Raw genomic sequence first — 16,235 nt, forward strand, 5'->3', positions numbered from 1 at the left:
CCCTACCTGCTTGCTCTTCGTCCGCCAGGCGTTACCGAATTTCATTGAGAGTTAAGTAAGTTTCGCTGAACATAGTCATAAACTTTTCGGCTGTCACTACACAGTTTTTGTTTTTCCTATTAATAAGCATATATGAACTGACGCCGTCGTAAGCAAAATGTTCAAAAGTTTCCATCCCTATCACAGTGGAAGCAATGTATTTATAGATGATGTATCGTTGTGTGCGCACTCCTCTTTCTTGCTTTTTTGACTTTAAATCAACAGACGCTGCTCCTGCAAATGCAAAAGAAGCATCGGGGCACGAACTCAAAATAACTGGTATAGCTGACAAACATGTTATCATAATATTCCCTAAATCACCTCGACCCGTTATTTTAGAGTATTTGAAATCGCTTCGTTTGTCCTTTTTGCAATAAAACTTTATAGCAAAGACATTGCCCTCATGCGATTCAGCGTGCAAGACATAATGATATTTGGTAACAGGCGAAAAGAACTTGTATATAAGTGTGAACAGGTGCCTACTAGCATCTTTGCAAACATCCTTCTGAATAAAATTCAACTTATAGCCCGGGAAGTCGAATGTCAAGGAATCTTGTAATTGGTGCTAAAATTAGCATTCCTTTTTAAATCAGATTCGGACAGTTGCCTCCCAGCAAGCATGTCACTTGTGACTGGGGTAGCAGTGGATAAGGACTGCCAGTTGCGGCGATCACCCTTGGGTAAGGGCATTTTTTTTAGTGAAGATTTCATATTCAGAGTTTTCAAATCGGTCTCTGGTAGCGTGTGTATATACCAGTCTAAACTTATATTCCTAAGGATTCAGCATATAAAGATAATAAAAAATCCAATATCAACATTCTCAGCAAATGCCTGTAATGATGATATTGGATTTCTATTTTAAATACTTACTTCTACTGCCCGCCATACATATTGAACGCCGCCAAGTGCTTCTGGAAGATGGCTTCGTACTTTTTGGCTATGGCTTCTTGTTTGGCTTCACGGCATTCCTGGACGATGATCTGCATAATATAGAGATAAACGTTGGTGTCGCGACGTTTGGTGGTGCCGTTGTCTTTGGCCCACGTTAACACCTCGTCGGCACGGGTTGCCATTGTTTCTGCTATTTCCAACGCCTTCTTAGTTTCTCCTAAGTCGAACAATGGTCCGATGAAGTTTGCCGAGAACTGGTCGTATGGGATGCTCTTGTCCGGCATCGTAGCCAATGATCTTTCAATTGCTTTCTTGGCTTCATCTTTTCTGCCGTCTGCAATCAGCTGGCCTGTAAGACGAAGGAATGCGATCCGTGCCGTGGCAACCGGTGAGCCCAAATAAGTGTTATCGTAGTAAGTCTTCGGATTATCAAGCTCGCGCCAGAACATCTTGTTCATCAGGTTATTATACATTACATCTGTATTTACATAACCGTCGCTCGCACCCGGCACTTTCACAGGAAGCAGGCGGTAGGCATATCCTTCCAGCTGCATGTACTCTTTCAAGTTCAGATAACTGGATCCACCCAATGTTGAAGAGAAGTAAATCGGTCTGACCCAGTCATTTGTGGCAATGATATCGAGCATGATCAGGTCGGATTTGTACAAATCGCCTTTGCCGATCGTCCAGCTGATCGAATCACTTACAAACGGGACCAGATCGCTTTTGATAATGTTCATTTTCTTAATCGCTTCCGCATTAACAGGAAGGAAAAGAACGGAAGACGGCAAAATTGAAGTCATATCACCACTGGTCAGCGGCACTTGAATGGCTTTGTTTTCTTGTTTTACCAATCCCAGATATTCTTTCAAATTGATACCGCCTTTTACACTAGGAATTTCGTAAAAAGGCACAATATCATTTTTACCGAAAGCATAATTATTTTTATCCAAAGATATCGGAAGCGCTTCTGATAAGTAAGTCTTGCGCTTCATCTGATCGATATACCAGTCGGTTCCCAGCAAACTGAGGTTACACACGCGAACGTCCGTACGGAAACCCTCCACTTCCTGGACATACCATAAGGGGAATGTATCGTTATCCCCGCCTGTAAACAGGATTGCATTGGGCGCACAAGAATTCAGAAGATTTTTGGCAAAATCAACGGAGTGAAACCTGTTGTCACGGTTGTGATTATCCCAGCCTTTTACTCCCATTATCAATGGCACCACCAGGCAAACTGCCGTGGCTGCTCCTGCCCTTGTGGTGGCGCTCTTCACAAATTTCCCTAGTGCATCAGCTACGGAAATCACACCAAAACCAATCCAGATACAGAAAATGTAAAAAGACCCCACGTAAATGTAATCACGCTCACGGGGCTCTGTCGGGGGCGAGTTCAGGTAGACAACGAGTGCTACGCCTGTTAAGACAAACAATAATCCCAAGACAAGCAGATCCCGTTTTTGTCTGAAATAAACGATCACAACGCCAAGTAACCCAAGAATAAATGGCAGCATGAAATAGTTGTCGTGCGCTTTGTTATTGGCTATTGGTGCAGGGTATGTCTTACCTGCATCCCACGGAAGCATGTTTCCGGCCCCTTCTTCGTCGCTTTCACGCCCTACAAAGTTCCAGAGGAAATAACGCCAGTACATGTGCCCGATCTGGTAAGAGAACATAAAAGAAAGGTTAGCACCCATCGTCGGTTTCTGGCCTTCTGCAAGGCCGGTCATTTGCTGGTACAATTGCGGGTGACCCGACTGCGTGCTATACATACGGGGCAACAGCATACTGCTTCCGGGCTCGTACTCATACTCAGGACGATAGTCGTAAATCGCGTATTTCCCATCCTGCTTGCGATACATGGGCGCACCGCGTTTCTGGCTAACCGGACGCGAAACAAATGAAGGGCCGTATAGCAATGGACGGCTGCCATATTGCTCTCTTTTCAGATAAGAAACGAAGCTCAGAACGTCATTAGGGTTGTTCTCATTGATCGGCGGATTGTATTCAGCGCGTACAAGCACCATCAGATAACTTGCATAACCTATTAAAACAAAAGCCAGCGAAAGAAGACTTGTGTTAAGCAGGACATTGCCTTTTTTGTGAGAGTAACGAATCCCCCAGATGATGGCACCAATGAAAATAATAATGAAGAATATAACACCCGATTTGTAAGGAAGCCCGAGTGAGTTAACGAAGAATATCTCGAATTTTCCGGCCACGCTCGGCAAGCCTGGAATGATTCCTGAGTTGATAATGGCAAGGACCACAAGCCCGCCTGCGAACGCAAGGATGCCTCCGAAAACGCTAACCTTTGGAAATTTTTTGAAATAATAAACAAGGGCCAGCGCCGGAATAGTTACCAAATTCAGCAAATGGACACCAATTGAAAGTCCAACCAGGTAAGCGATAAAGATCAGCCAACGGTTCTCAGCAGCCGGATCGTCGACGCGTTCCCACTTGAAAACCGCCCAGATTACAATCGCTGTGAAGAATGACGACATCCCGTAAACCTCTGCTTCAACGGCTGAAAACCAGAATGAATCGGACCAGGTATAAGCAAGCGAGCCCACGATCCCAGCGCCCATTAACAAAATGATGTCGCCTGAAGTAAGATCTGCGTCGGATTTAGCGATCAGTTTACGCGCAAGCAATGTAATGGTCCAGAACAGAAAAAGGATTGTGAAAGCACTGCTCAGCACAGAAACCATGTTGATCCAATAAGCAACATTGCTGAGGTCACCGAATGCAAGAAGGGAAAAAATGCGGCCTATTAACAGGAAAAAAGGTGCTCCCGGAGGGTGTGGCACCTGTAATTTGAAAGCACAAGCAATGAATTCTCCGCAATCCCAAAAACTGGCAGTTCGTTCAACTGTGAGCGTATATGTGATTAATGCAATTGCGAAAACAATCCAACCCGTAAGGTTGTTGGAACGGTTGAAACGGGTCATTTGACAGACGGTAAATTTAAAAATGTTATAGGCAAAATGCGCAGAGACGGTGACCCGCTATGAGCAGTTTTATCAACGATCGGCCAAAATTAGCAAAATTACCTCAACAGCAAGATTTTCCGTCTCTTAAAAAGTGTTAAAGACCCGAAAACACTTTCACTTGTAAAAGATCCATTTAGCCAGCTCTTTGTAACTTACTTTTTTGCCGTACATCAGAATCCCAACGCGGTAAATCCTGGCAGCAAGCCATGTTGTGCCCATAAAGCCGAGCACGAGCAGCACCATGGAAAGTGCTATCTCCCACGCCGGCACACCAAACGGAATCCGCACCATCATAATGATCGGGGATGTGAAAGGAATAATGGAAGTCCAGAAGGCCAGTGTTCCGTCGGGGTCGCGGAGGACGAACTGGGCAAAAACAAAAGAGAAAATGATTGGTAATGTGATGGGCAGCATAAATTGCTGGGTGTCGGCATCATTGTCTACCGCCGCGCCAACCGCTCCGAAAAGAGCGCTGTAAAGGAGGTAACCTCCTAAATAATAGAATAAAAAACAGCCCAGGATCAGCGGGAGATTAAGACTGCTGACGGCACCCAAAACCTCGGCGACAGGGTTTTCAACATTTCCCCCCGGCATCCCCGAAGACGGCATTCCGTTCTGCATTTTTTGCATTTCCTGCGCAACCTCAGGAGACTGCTGGGACATTTTATCGCTTAAAATAGCCGAGGCTGCGCTTGTTAATGCAGTGGTCAGCAAAATCCAGAGTACAAATTGTGTCAGCCCAACCAATGCTACGCCAATAATTTTGCCTAACATTAATTGAAATGGTTTCACAGAAGAAATGATCACTTCAACGATCCGACTCGTTTTTTCCTCGGTTATGCCGCGCATCACTTGTGTGCCATAAATGAAAACCGACATATAAATCAGAAAAGCGCAAATGCCTCCGATCACGGTTGCCGCCCCGGAACTACTGGTTTTTTCGCCTTCTTCGCTCAGACTGATCGTTTTAGAGCTTACGTTCACCCTCGAATCTTCCAGGATTTTGTGGGTTATGCCGGCTTGTCCAAGCTTAATGTCCTCAATTTCTTTTTCAATAACCTTTTCAATTTCCGATTTCAGGTCCATACTTACATTCTTAGCTGCGTAAATGCGGACGCTTTTCGGCTCCTTAATGACGTTTTCTGGAATGTATACCAATGCGTTTGCGTCACTGCCTTTAAAATTAGCTTTGGCCGAATCCAGCGAGGAAGTCAGGTAATCAAACTTTATTGTTTCACTATCCTTAAATTCATTTTTGAACAAACCGCTTTCATCGAGCACCTGAACCGTTTTGGTGTCAACTGATCCGATCGCAACCCAAATCACTACCGCGTAAAAAGCAACGAATAGCAATGGTCCGAGCAGGGTCATGATCAGAAAAGACTTCTTTTTGACCCTTACCAGATATTCTCTTCTGATTACCAAAAATATATTGCGCATTGTGGAAAGATTTAGATGTGGGATGGCTAAAATTATGCTTCTGGAACCTCGTTGACGGAGCGCATGAAAATGTCGCTCATGCTCGGAATGTTTTCTCCAAACGACCGTATCTCTACTTTTGGAAGTAAGTCCCTGAGCAAATCATTTGGACTGGCAAACTCTCCCAAATGAATATTGGCGCGCTTGTAACCATTCTCTAGCTCTTTTTCGGGGGTTAGTGTATAGGAATGTTCGAGTCCGCTCAGATCCCCTTTATATTCAACGAAATAAGTGTGCGTTTTGAACTGCTCTTTGATAAGATTTTTAGGGCCGTCGAGCACTTTTTTGGCCTTATGGATCAACGCAATGTTGTCGCAAAGTTCTTCCACCGTTTCCATTCTGTGGGTCGAAAAAATGATCGTGCTTCCTTTTTGTTTTAATTCCAAAATTTCGTCCCGGATCAGGTTTGCATTAATCGGGTCAAAACCGGAAAACGGCTCGTCGAGAATGATCAGATCGGGTTCGTGAAGCACCGTGGAAACGAACTGCACTTTTTGCTGCATTCCTTTGGACAGGTCGGAAACACTTTTATCCCACCACGTTTTAATGTCAAATTTGATAAACCATGTTTTCAGCTTGTCCATCGCTTGTTTTTGCGATAAGCCTTTCAGCTGAGCCAGATAAAGCAACTGCTCGCCTACTTTCATCTTTTTGTAAAGCCCGCGCTCTTCCGGTAAATACCCGATGCGTGAAATGTGACTTTGATTCAAATGCTGTCCGTCAAACAGAATCTCACCCTTGTCCGGCCCGGTGATCTGATTAATGATACGGATCAATGACGTTTTCCCGGCACCATTTGGCCCTAGCAAGCCGAAAATGCAGCCTTTTGGAATGTCGATACTGACATCGTCTAACGCAACATGATTGGAATACTCCTTGGTAACATTCCTTACTTCTATGATATTCATATTGATTGATAGAATCGTCTGTGACAAAAGCGGCATGCTTCTCAGCCAAAAATGCAAAGTAAATGGCGACCGGATTAAAGTTACGGTATGAGCGACTAAAATCGCCTGATTAGTGGTAAAATAAAAAAAGCGGGCGGATCACCGCTCGCTTCAATTGTTACTGTTTTTGGAAGGATAGTCAGATATATTTTTCCCGGATCTGAAATAAAACCCAAAACCCGATCACACCGCTAATCAGCGCACCCAGAATGCTAAGCTGGATCAGATTAGTAACCAAACCGACTAGCAGTGCGTAGTAAAGCAGGTTCCAGCCCTGGCGTTTGCGCGCGCGCAATGGTGAGAATGCGAGCACATACATAATAAGGGTGATCACGGTAAGGGCAACGCCCAGATAAAAGTTAAACCCAATCCCAACGGAAACTGCGCCTAACCCCAATGCTGCACCACCAATTCCCAATGCTGTAAGCAGACCTAAGATCCCGATAATGGACAACACAAGCATAAAATAAGGCCCGTATTGAACCAAAAATTCTTTAACTGATTCTGAAAACGGTGGAAATTTTTGTAAAAAAATGGGTTCTAATTCCTTTTCCAAAGGTAAGTTTGCTTGCATAATGAGGGACGTTTAGCTGAATATCAATTAATTAATCACTAAAACTAGAAAGAAAACTTTACAAACCTTCTAACCTATTTCGCAACCGTTTCGACAGTTTATTAATCGGTTCCTGGCATTTTGGTGGCATGTTAGTCTTCCGGATATGGTACAAAAACGAAGCCGGAAAAATCACCGATCAGCGCAAAAAGACAGCAAAATTCATCGGCATTTTTATAGTTCTCGGTAAACATTAAAACGGACTCCTCACCAATCAGTTTCCTGTCCACAAACTCCTGCATAAAACTCGCGCGATATGCATAGTTGTTTGTCAGCTCTGTTCTATCGATCAGTAATGCGCCTAATTCCAGCTCGCTATTGGTTACTATAAAAATCGGATTGTCGGAAAAACCACGTTTGCGGATCTGGTAAGACGCTTCTTTAAGCTGATCTGCCACTTTGATAAAATCTTGAGATATATAACCCATCAGTTTCTGGTTCAACTCGGGCGAGTTGGCGTCATCCATCAGGGTATTTTCGTTACTATTATTGATCATGATATTTAGGCTGTCGGCATTCGGCGATCGGCCGTCTGCGTTCAGCGTTAATTATGCCCATAAAGGGCGGATGTGATTAAAAATATTTAAGTAAAACCAAAGCCGACAGCTGAATGCCGAAAGCCGACAGCACCTTTACATCCTCGCAGCCAGCAACAATGTCAAATCCTTGTACCGCATGTTAAAACTACGTGCGATATGCGAGTTCGTCAATGTTCCTTTATGACAATACACTCCTTTCATAAACCAACGATTGGCATAAATCATTTCTTCGATGCCGCCAATTGTGCCTGTTTGCAATAAAAACGGTAAAAATACATTGCTAAGCGCTGTGCTGGCCGTATGCGCCACGCGCGAGGGAATGTTGGGCACGCAATAATGGATGACATCATTATACTTGAATGTTGGATGCTTATGCGTGGTCATGCGGGAAGTTTCGAACGAACCGCCCTGGTCAATGCTGACGTCGATAATGACGGAGCCGGGCTTCATTTGGGAAACCATTTCTTTGGTTACGACCAGCGGACTGATGCCGTTTTCGGCACGCATGGTGCCTATGACGACGTCGGCCCTGGCAATCGCCTCCGCCAATGTGTCCGAATCAATGATGGAAGTGTAAAGATTCTGGCCTATCGCGTATTTTAATCGTTGCAACCTGTATATATGCTTGTCAAAAACCTTAATGTCCGCCCCAACGCTGATGGCTGCACGCGTGGCGTATTCTGCAACTGTCCCGGCTCCCAAAATTACAATTTTGGTTGGCGGAACGCCTGTTATGCCGCCCAGAATGATGCCTCTCCCACCATTGGGCGTTGACAAATATTCCGCAGCGATCAGCAACACCGTGCTTCCCGCAATTTCGCCCATTGCGCGAATAATGGGTTTTCCTCCCACTTTATCCTCAATGAGCTCATATCCTATGCCGGTGATTTTCAGCTCATTCAATCTTTCAAAATATTTCTTCTCAAGTGTTGGCAAATTCATGGCAGAGATCAACGTCGTCCCGGCCTTGATATAGCGGAATTCTTCCTCTACCAAAGGCTCTACTTTCAGGATCACATTGGCCTGATACACTTCTTTTGCGCTTTGCACAATCACCGCACCGGCCTCGCTATACTCATGGTCTGAGAGGTTCCCGCCCTTCCCTGCATCTTTTTCAACCCAAACTTCATGTCCGTTCCGAACGAGGATTTTGACTGCGTCGGGCGTGAGCGCGATCCGGTTTTCCTGTAACGAAACCTCACGGGGCAGGCCAATATGCAACGAATTATGATCCTTCCGGACTGCCATCAGGGATTCCTGCGGATACAACGCCGACTGCTTGGCTAGCTCTTCGAAACCGGTAATCTGAGGTTGTGCCATTAATAGCAAAAAATGAAAGTGAACAAATTGATTATGACCTCTATACCCTCTTTACTGCCAACATTCTCATGCCATTTTCATCCGCTTCCAAATGGATCAGCAGATAGTTCAATGGCCACAAGAATTCAATTTTCCCCGGCCACTCGACAAAGCAAAAATGCCCGGAATCAAAATATTCCTCCACGCCCATATCGAGTGCTTCGGTTTCGTCTTTGATCCTGTAAAAATCAAAATGATAGACCAATTTATCACCGGCATCATACTCATTGACCAGTGAAAATGTGGGGCTTTGAACGTGTGAGCGAACGCCCAGCTGCTTGCAGAGCGCTTTGATGAGAGTTGTTTTGCCGGCACCCATATGGCCTTCAAATAGCCATACTGGAATGTCTTTGCCCATATGCAGCAGATCCGCAGAGACTGTTTCCAGTTCCTCTAACTCATTAAAACGCATGACAGCAGACTCTCCAAACATGTTACAAAAATACACATTTTGGAAAAACTCATGACATTAAATGATCGACTATTAATTCCGTTGATCGAAATCAACGACTGTATTTCAATTCCCATCGATTTCAATCGACGGAAAATACTCAACACAGAAACTTGCTTGTTATCTAGTAAAAAACCACTTCCTAAAACTTATGATCATTAAGTTTTCATTTGAAATTAAATCCTAACCCCATGTCCCAAAACATATCCAGACGCGCTTTTCTCATCAATAGCACATTGGCTGGTGCAATTGCCCCGGTAATTGCTGAAAATGCTTTTGCAGCTGGTGCTAATTCGGTAGCAGACGTTCCCAAGATTAATATTTTTTCCAAACACCTGCATTTCCTGAATTACACCGATATGGCAGACGCAGCCAAAGAGCTCGGTTTCGATGGCATTGACCTGACAGTACGTCCGAAAGGCCACGTGCTGCCTGAAAATGTTGAAACTGATTTGCCGAAGGCTGCGGAAGCGATGAAAAAAGCTGGTTTCACGCCATTAATGTTCTGCACGGCGGTGGAAGATGCAGCCAACCCGGTCGATAAAAAACTCCTGGAAACGGCTTCCAGGCTCGGTTTCAAGTATTATCGCATGAATTGGTATAAATACAATGAGCAACAGACCATTCCGCAACTTTTAGATCAATACAAGGACAAAATGGCTGGTTTGGGACAGCTTAACAACCAATTGGGTTTAACCGGTTGTTACCAGAATCACGCTGGACGGCTCGTGGGCGCGAGCATGTTTGAGATCTGGCAAATTTTGCAAAAAGCCGATCCTAAAAGCATGGGCGCACAATATGATATCCGGCATGCCACATTGGAAGGCGGACTTTCATGGCAAACGGGCTTCAACCTGATCAGACCGAGCATTAAGACCATTGTGCTGAAAGATTTTGTGTGGGAGAAAATGAATGGTAAATGGGCACCAAAAAGCGTCCCGCTCGGGGAAGGCATGGTGGATTTCAAAACTTATTTCAAGTTACTGAAAGACAATAAAGTAGACGTTCCGATTTGCCTGCATCTGGAATACCCGCTGGGCGGTGCGGATCAGGGAGCTGACAAGATTACAGTGGACAAAAAAGTGGTTTTTGATGCGATGCGACGCGATTTGAAAAGAGCAAAAGAATTATGGCAGGAAGCGTGAACATGAAATGCACCCTGTCACTATGAAACCTCTGATCCTGCTGTTGCTGATTTTCCTGGCCGTTACCGGCTTTGTGCTCGCGCCGTTATTGAACGATACGGACTGGCCGGAATACAACGGAAACGGCGAAAGAAGCCATTTTTCGGTCCTTAATCAGATCCGTAAAGACAATGTGGCTCAGCTGAAAGTTGCGTGGACGTATGCTTCCGGCGGAGCGGATACGGCCCGTAACCGCAGCCAGATGCAATGTAACCCGATCATTATCAACGGAATCCTTTACGGCGTTTCCGCATCCATTCAGGCGTTCGCTGTTGATGCGGCGACGGGTAAGGAAATATGGAAAAGCGATTTGCCCGATGTGGCCGGAACATTGAGCCGGGGCGTTACTTACTGGTCTGACAACCAAAACAAACGAATCTTTTTTGGTGCCGCGAACTGGTTATATGCTTTGGATGCAGCCAATGGTAGGCTAGTCGATTCATTTGGTATAAATGGAAAAATAAATCTTAAAACCGGCATTGAAAGACCTGGATCAGATGATTTTATCTCTTCCAACACACCCAACACGATTTACAAAAACCTGATCATTGTCGGCGGAAGGGTTGCCGAAAATGAAACTGCGCTGTTGGGCGATGTACGGGCTTATGACACCGTTACGGGAAAGCTTGTCTGGACATTTCATACCATTCCTGACAAAGGGGAATTTGGCTATAACACGTGGTTAACGCAACCGGCAAGAAAGAAATTCGGTGGCGCAAATGCCTGGGCCGGCATGGCCATTGACCGGAAACGCGGCATTGTTTACATTCCAACCGGATCTGCGGCTTTCGATTTTTGGGGTGGCAACAGGCCCGGAGACAATCTTTTCGCAAACTGCCTCATTGCGCTGGACGCTGCAACGGGCAAACGACTTTGGCATTACCAGCTCGTCCACCACGACATCTGGGACCGCGATCCGCCATGCCCGCCTAATCTGGTAATGCTTAATATAGGTGGAAAGCAATTGGATGCTGTTGTTCAAATCACGAAACAAGGTTACATCTTCGTTTTCGACCGGGTTACGGGCAAACCACTGTTTCCTATTAAAGAAACCGCCTTTCGAATGGATGCCATGCAAGGTGAGAAACCCAGCAAAACGCAACCCATTCCAACATTGCCACTCCCATTCACCCGCCAGACTTTCGGCGCAAAAGACTTTAACACATTCGTCGCTGACCGGGATTCGCTCGAAGGATTGCTAAAAAAAGCACGATTTGGAACGGCTTATATTCCGATTACAGGCGATATGACCATTTTTTATCCTGGCACGGACGGCGGCGCACAATGGGGCGGCGCTGCGACGGATCCAAATGGCGTGATGTACATTCCCGCGAAAGAAATCCCGGTTTACACGACATTAAGAAAAAAGGAAGTGCTCAGCGACCAGGCGGTTAATGGCAGCAAACTCTATCAACTGAACTGCTCGGCTTGTCACGGAACGGACAAAACCGGAAACCACGACGGCTCCTACCCTTCGCTTGTGAATGTTGAAAAACGGTTGACGAAAGAACAGATCACGGGCATCCTGCAAAAGGGAAAAGGAATGATGCCTTCGTTTTCGCACATTACGGATGCCGAGAAAAATCTGATCATTGATTTTTTGCTTAATAAAAACGCAGATCAAAAGATTGTCAGCACCAACAACGGACAAGTTCCTTACCACAACACCGGTTACAATCGTTGGTATGATAAAAATGGCTATCCCGTGAGTCAGCCGCCTTGGGGAACGCTTACCGCCGTGGATTTGAGTACAGGCCAACGCCGTTGGCAAGTCCCACTAGGCGAATACAAAGCATTGACAGACAAAGGAATCCCTCCCACCGGAACCGATAATTACGGCGGTCCGGTCGTCACGTCAAGCGGTTTAATCTTCATCGCAGCCAGCCGCGACGAAAAGATCCGGGCATTCGATAAAAACACAGGAAAAATTCTTTGGACCGCAACTCTACCAGCCGCCGGCTACGCCTCAGCCAGCACTTATTCAGTGAACGGGAAACAATTCATCGTCATAGCCTGCGGAGGCGGGAAGCTGAATACGAAGTCCGGGGATAAATATGTGGCGTTTGCTTTGCCTTAGCACCACATCTTAATTCCAGAGAATGGGGACAAGATTTTGATACAATGCGAATTTTTTGTCTTGTGTAATAATGGTAAGCCGTTCGGCAATAGCCTGCGCAATGATCATTCTGTCAAATGGATCAGCATGTAGCAAGGGAAGCTGTTCCAGCACATCGTAATGTTCATTATCAAATGACAGGGAATGAAAGGAATTTCTCATCGCCATCTTGCGAAACTCTGATATAGGCACATTCAAATCCAATTTGCCCAAACCTTTTTTGATAGCCATTTCCCAATAGGTTGCGTGGCTCACATATAAGCTTGCAGAAGAGGAGTTTAATTCGAGAGTTACTTGATGGGAAAGCTTTTGATTGTCGTCTGAATGCCAAAGTAAAATGTGTGTGTCTATTAAGTAATTCATTGCTATTGTGGGAATCCGGGTGGAATAAAGTCATTAAAATCGTCTGAAATGCGACCGACCATACCTTTGCCCCAACCTGGTTTCCTTAAATTGGAATCCTGATCGCTTGCATTAAGGAGATTATTGACCATATCTATTAACGTTTCATCTTCGGTGCTGATGATTTTTCCGATAATATCCATTTTCTTTTCTTCCGTTGTCATGGCAGCTTTATTTAGTCGTAGTCAAATATAATGTCATTAATTCCTAAATTCAAATATCCCGGAAAGTGTTCGGCGCGGCGGATTTTTGCCCGTTTCCCCTCAAAAGTTACCTTTGTTATTATTGTCTAAAAATAAAATTATGGCTTCACGAATTCTTAATGTTGGGTTGATTGGCTTTGGGTTGTCCGGGCGCTACTTTCATTCCCCTTTTCTTAGCACCAATCCGGGTTTCAAGATCAAGACGGTTGTTGAAAGAAGTAAAAACGAAGCGCAGGAATTTGATCCGAACATTGGCAATGCGCGTTCCGTTGAGGAGCTTCTGAGCGACGAATCCATTGATCTCGTTTTCATATGCACGCCCAACGACACGCATTTCCCATACGCGATGGACGCTCTGGAAAATGGCAAACATGTGGTGATCGAAAAGCCATTTGCCGCAACGGAAGAAGAAGCGCGCCAGCTCGTTGCAGTGGCCAAGGAGAAAGGACTGATCCTGACGGCTTACCAAAATCGCCGCTGGGATTCCGACTTTTTGACTATTAAAAAACTCATTGCCGAAGATAGATTAGGAGACATTGTTGAGTATGAATGCCGTTACGACCGTTTCCGTCCCGTGGTGCCAACCGAATCCTGGAAAGAGAAAAGCGTTCCGGTGGGCGGTAACCTTTACAATCTGGGGCCACATCTGATCGACCAGGCCTTGGTCCTTTTCGGAGAGCCGCTGACGGTCACTGCAGAAATTCGTTCGGTGAGGCCAAATAGCGAGATTGATGATTATTTTGACGTTCGCCTGGGCTATGCAGATAAGCTTGTGATTGTGAAGTCGAGCCTGATGGTTTATGAGAATTTCCTGCGCTATAACCTGCACGGAACCAAAGGATCATTCATCAAAGGTGGCCTGGATCCGCAAGAGGAAACATTGCGAAAGAATGTTTTACCAACCCAAAAACCCTGGGGCGTCGAGCCGGAAAATCGCTGGGGTAAATTATTTAGCGAAGATTTTACAGGCGTTATTGAAAGTGAGGCTGGTGATTATGCGCCATTTTACCAGAATGTTTACGACGCGATCGTGGATGGAGCCGAGCTGGCTGTGAAGCCGGAAGAAATTCTGCGCACAACGCGCGTGATCGATCTGGCTTTCCAAAGCAGCCGCGAAAGGCAGGTGATGACTTATTAAAAGCTGATTTCAGCTAAAAAACGAAAGGCTGTCACAATTGTGACAGCCTTTTCTGCAGGAAGGTCCGTTGATATTATTTAACAACTGCTGTAACCAAACGTTTTGTTTCAGTTGCGATCACAAATGGTTTTGCAGAAGTCTCGCCACCGTTGTTCACGATGAAGCTGTAATTTCCGTCAGCAAGATTTGACAAGTCAAAAATCTTAGCGTAATTCTCCGATTTTGGAAGCGCTGTGCTGTAAACGATGTCTCCGTTGAAATCTTTGATAACCAATGAAGATCTTTCTTTTACGTTGTCAAGCGTAAGTTTGAACTTCAATTCGCTGTTTGAAACCAGTTCAATAGAAGCGTTATTTTCTTTGTTTTTGTCTGCGGCGATTGTAAGATTAGCAGCTGATACTCCCACCAAAACTGCGATTGTCAAAATAGTCTTTTTCATTTCTCTAGTGTTAATGTATTGTTTGAGTTTACTTTTTGTACTTTTCAGATATTTAACTAAATCTATATTTCAATTCATTCTCAAACTTCTTCTGCACTCATATTCTGTGCTGTTTGATGATGTAAATGTACCTAACATATTGAATAGAATGCAACAAGCAAATATTCAGTTTGTTAAAGTTCTTTTTGTTGTTATCTAATCTTATTAGAATAATCATACGTTTATAGCAAAAGTGCAACAAGTAGTTTAAAATTTGACACGGATAAAAACACTCTGTCCTAACCACAAATTTGCACTATTTTAATAATAACCATTCATAAAGGATTGCCATTAACACACGCATAATATACTGACCGATTTAAAGTATTTTCGTTTGATGTCCGTCTACCCTTTTAATACCAATTTTCAACCTTCACTTTGTCGCAAAAGAGACCAAATATCATTCAGACTGTCTCATCTTACAGCAAGCAGCTCATGGGCTTTATCCGGCAACGGGTAAATTCGGACGAGGATGCTGAGGATATTTTGCAGGATGTATGGTTCCAGCTGAGCAGCGTGCCGGAAATTGAGGCTATTGAACAGATCGGCAGCTGGTTATATCGCGTAGCGCGTAACCGCATCATTGATAAATACCGGAAACAAAAACCGGATTCGCTGGAAGATTACGGGTATGAAGACGAAGAAGGCGAGTTCTATTTCAAAGACATCCTGCTAGCAGATGGCAACACGCCGGAGACGGTGTATATGAAAGAAGTATTCTGGGAGGAACTGACCATTGCATTGCAGGAACTTCCGGAAAACCAGCGGCAGGTTTTTATCTGGAATGAGCTCGAAGACCAGACTTTCCAGGAGATTGCGGACCGGACCGGAGAAAATATCAAAACCCTCATTTCCAGAAAACGCTATGCGGTGCAGCATTTGAGGCAGAGGCTGGAAACATTGTATCAGGAATTTGTAAATTATTAAATTTGTCTATCATGAATCAGCGACATACATACAGGAAGCGTTTTTGGATGTTTCCGATTTTCGGTTTTGCTGCTGCGCTCCTCCTGGGCGCGATTGTGCGTTGGTTATGGAATGCCATTTTGCCGGAACTCTTGAATACCAATCCCATATCTTACTGGCAGGCGGTCGGATTGATCGTTTTATGCAGGATCTTGTTTGGCAATTTTGGAGGCGGACCTGGCCGCTGGCGCAAACCTGGTTTCGGTGGAAATTTTCCCGGCGAAGGCGGGCCCGGCTTTGGCGCATCGTGGAGAAATAAGTGGATGGACATGACGGATGAAGACCGGAAAAAATTTAAGCAGGAGATGCGAAATCGCTGCGGAAAGCGACCTGAAAGTGAATAAATACTTCGAACCCAGCCCATAAAGCTGGGTTTTTCATTTTCCCAAAAATCTTTAAAGTAATTTTCTCAATCAGCCGTCTGCGATAATGTA

The 16,235-nt window shown here is 44.9% G+C and carries 16 protein-coding genes; 5 read left to right on the forward strand and 11 right to left on the reverse strand.

Going from position 1 to position 16,235, the window contains the following annotated elements:
• Positions 1-31: 31 nt before the first annotated feature.
• From MUK70_RS16920 to tsaE, 8 genes are all read right to left on the reverse strand, one after another.
• Positions 32-460: a hypothetical protein gene (locus tag MUK70_RS16920; RefSeq protein ID WP_244784425.1), complete on the reverse strand. Its 429-nt coding sequence runs from the start codon at positions 458-460 to the stop codon at positions 32-34.
• A gap of 451 nt (positions 461-911) precedes the next feature.
• Positions 912-3,884 carry a glycosyltransferase family 117 protein gene (locus tag MUK70_RS16925; RefSeq protein ID WP_234653939.1) on the reverse strand — a complete coding sequence of 991 codons (2,973 nt, stop codon included), beginning with the start codon at positions 3,882-3,884 and terminating at the stop codon, positions 912-914.
• A gap of 156 nt (positions 3,885-4,040) precedes the next feature.
• On the reverse strand, positions 4,041-5,366 hold the full coding sequence (locus tag MUK70_RS16930) for an ABC transporter permease (RefSeq protein ID WP_234653941.1): 1,326 nt from the start codon (positions 5,364-5,366) through the stop codon (positions 4,041-4,043).
• Positions 5,367-5,398: 32 nt separating this feature from the next.
• On the reverse strand, positions 5,399-6,313 hold the full coding sequence (locus MUK70_RS16935; RefSeq protein ID WP_234653943.1) for an ABC transporter ATP-binding protein: 915 nt from the start codon (positions 6,311-6,313) through the stop codon (positions 5,399-5,401).
• A 178-nt stretch (positions 6,314-6,491) separates the two neighbouring features.
• Positions 6,492-6,926, reverse strand: a complete 435-nt coding sequence (locus MUK70_RS16940) for a hypothetical protein (RefSeq protein WP_234653945.1) — start codon at positions 6,924-6,926, stop codon at positions 6,492-6,494.
• A 131-nt stretch (positions 6,927-7,057) separates the two neighbouring features.
• Complete coding sequence (locus tag MUK70_RS16945; RefSeq protein WP_234608049.1) at positions 7,058-7,462, reverse strand: hypothetical protein; 405 nt, start codon at positions 7,460-7,462, stop codon at positions 7,058-7,060.
• Positions 7,463-7,597: 135 nt separating this feature from the next.
• Entirely contained in the window at positions 7,598-8,824 is a 1,227-nt protein-coding gene (locus MUK70_RS16950) for an alanine dehydrogenase (protein WP_234608048.1), read from the reverse strand.
• A 40-nt stretch (positions 8,825-8,864) separates the two neighbouring features.
• Positions 8,865-9,296, reverse strand: a complete 432-nt coding sequence (gene tsaE, locus MUK70_RS16955; RefSeq protein WP_234653947.1) for a tRNA (adenosine(37)-N6)-threonylcarbamoyltransferase complex ATPase subunit type 1 TsaE — start codon at positions 9,294-9,296, stop codon at positions 8,865-8,867.
• 209 nt (positions 9,297-9,505) lie between these two features.
• Here tsaE and MUK70_RS16960 point away from each other — a divergent pair, with 209 nt between their 5' ends.
• On the forward strand, positions 9,506-10,459 hold the full coding sequence (locus MUK70_RS16960; protein ID WP_234608046.1) for a sugar phosphate isomerase/epimerase family protein: 954 nt from the start codon (positions 9,506-9,508) through the stop codon (positions 10,457-10,459).
• Positions 10,460-10,481: 22 nt separating this feature from the next.
• Entirely contained in the window at positions 10,482-12,575 is a 2,094-nt protein-coding gene (locus MUK70_RS16965; RefSeq protein WP_234653949.1) for a pyrroloquinoline quinone-dependent dehydrogenase, read from the forward strand.
• A 9-nt stretch (positions 12,576-12,584) separates the two neighbouring features.
• On the opposite strand, the gene MUK70_RS16970 is transcribed toward MUK70_RS16965, so the two are convergent.
• Positions 12,585-12,977 carry a type II toxin-antitoxin system VapC family toxin gene (locus tag MUK70_RS16970; protein WP_234653951.1) on the reverse strand — a complete coding sequence of 131 codons (393 nt, stop codon included), beginning with the start codon at positions 12,975-12,977 and terminating at the stop codon, positions 12,585-12,587.
• A gap of 2 nt (positions 12,978-12,979) precedes the next feature.
• Entirely contained in the window at positions 12,980-13,180 is a 201-nt protein-coding gene (locus MUK70_RS16975; protein WP_234608044.1) for a hypothetical protein, read from the reverse strand.
• Between the two features lie 139 nt (positions 13,181-13,319).
• Between MUK70_RS16975 and MUK70_RS16980 the strand changes: the two genes are divergently transcribed.
• The gene (locus tag MUK70_RS16980; RefSeq protein WP_234653953.1) at positions 13,320-14,357 is read left to right on the forward strand and encodes a Gfo/Idh/MocA family oxidoreductase; all 1,038 of its coding nucleotides are present in this window, start codon (positions 13,320-13,322) and stop codon (positions 14,355-14,357) included.
• A gap of 73 nt (positions 14,358-14,430) precedes the next feature.
• Here the strand turns inward: MUK70_RS16980 and MUK70_RS16985 are convergent, their stop codons facing one another.
• A complete protein-coding gene (locus MUK70_RS16985; protein WP_234608042.1) occupies positions 14,431-14,796 on the reverse strand; it encodes a T9SS type A sorting domain-containing protein in 366 nt (121 codons plus the stop codon).
• Positions 14,797-15,213: 417 nt separating this feature from the next.
• Here MUK70_RS16985 and MUK70_RS16990 point away from each other — a divergent pair, with 417 nt between their 5' ends.
• Positions 15,214-15,762: an RNA polymerase sigma factor gene (locus tag MUK70_RS16990; protein ID WP_234653955.1), complete on the forward strand. Its 549-nt coding sequence runs from the start codon at positions 15,214-15,216 to the stop codon at positions 15,760-15,762.
• A gap of 11 nt (positions 15,763-15,773) precedes the next feature.
• On the forward strand, positions 15,774-16,145 hold the full coding sequence (locus MUK70_RS16995) for a poly-gamma-glutamate biosynthesis protein PgsC/CapC (RefSeq protein WP_234653957.1): 372 nt from the start codon (positions 15,774-15,776) through the stop codon (positions 16,143-16,145).
• The last annotated feature ends 90 nt before the right edge of the window (positions 16,146-16,235 follow it).

It is taken from the genome of Dyadobacter chenwenxiniae, from assembly GCF_022869785.1.
Lineage (GTDB): Bacteria > Bacteroidota > Bacteroidia > Cytophagales > Spirosomataceae > Dyadobacter > Dyadobacter chenwenxiniae.

Excerpts from the sequence above, each read along its gene's own strand:
- MUK70_RS16925 (WP_234653939.1), bottom strand. The coding sequence starts at position 3,884 with ATGACCCGTTTCAACCGTTCCAACAACCTTACGGGTTGGATTGTTTTC.
- MUK70_RS16930 (WP_234653941.1), bottom strand. The coding sequence starts at position 5,366 with ATGCGCAATATATTTTTGGTAATCAGAAGAGAATATCTGGTAAGGGTC.
- MUK70_RS16935 (WP_234653943.1), bottom strand. The coding sequence starts at position 6,313 with ATGAATATCATAGAAGTAAGGAATGTTACCAAGGAGTATTCCAATCAT.
- MUK70_RS16940 (WP_234653945.1), bottom strand. The coding sequence starts at position 6,926 with ATGCAAGCAAACTTACCTTTGGAAAAGGAATTAGAACCCATTTTTTTA.
- MUK70_RS16945 (WP_234608049.1), bottom strand. The coding sequence starts at position 7,462 with ATGATCAATAATAGTAACGAAAATACCCTGATGGATGACGCCAACTCG.
- MUK70_RS16950 (WP_234608048.1), bottom strand. The coding sequence starts at position 8,824 with ATGGCACAACCTCAGATTACCGGTTTCGAAGAGCTAGCCAAGCAGTCG.
- tsaE (WP_234653947.1), bottom strand. The coding sequence starts at position 9,296 with ATGTTTGGAGAGTCTGCTGTCATGCGTTTTAATGAGTTAGAGGAACTG.
- MUK70_RS16960 (WP_234608046.1), top strand. The coding sequence starts at position 9,506 with ATGTCCCAAAACATATCCAGACGCGCTTTTCTCATCAATAGCACATTG.
- MUK70_RS16965 (WP_234653949.1), top strand. The coding sequence starts at position 10,482 with ATGAAACCTCTGATCCTGCTGTTGCTGATTTTCCTGGCCGTTACCGGC.
- MUK70_RS16970 (WP_234653951.1), bottom strand. The coding sequence starts at position 12,977 with ATGAATTACTTAATAGACACACACATTTTACTTTGGCATTCAGACGAC.
- MUK70_RS16975 (WP_234608044.1), bottom strand. The coding sequence starts at position 13,180 with ATGACAACGGAAGAAAAGAAAATGGATATTATCGGAAAAATCATCAGC.
- MUK70_RS16980 (WP_234653953.1), top strand. The coding sequence starts at position 13,320 with ATGGCTTCACGAATTCTTAATGTTGGGTTGATTGGCTTTGGGTTGTCC.
- MUK70_RS16985 (WP_234608042.1), bottom strand. The coding sequence starts at position 14,796 with ATGAAAAAGACTATTTTGACAATCGCAGTTTTGGTGGGAGTATCAGCT.
- MUK70_RS16995 (WP_234653957.1), top strand. The coding sequence starts at position 15,774 with ATGAATCAGCGACATACATACAGGAAGCGTTTTTGGATGTTTCCGATT.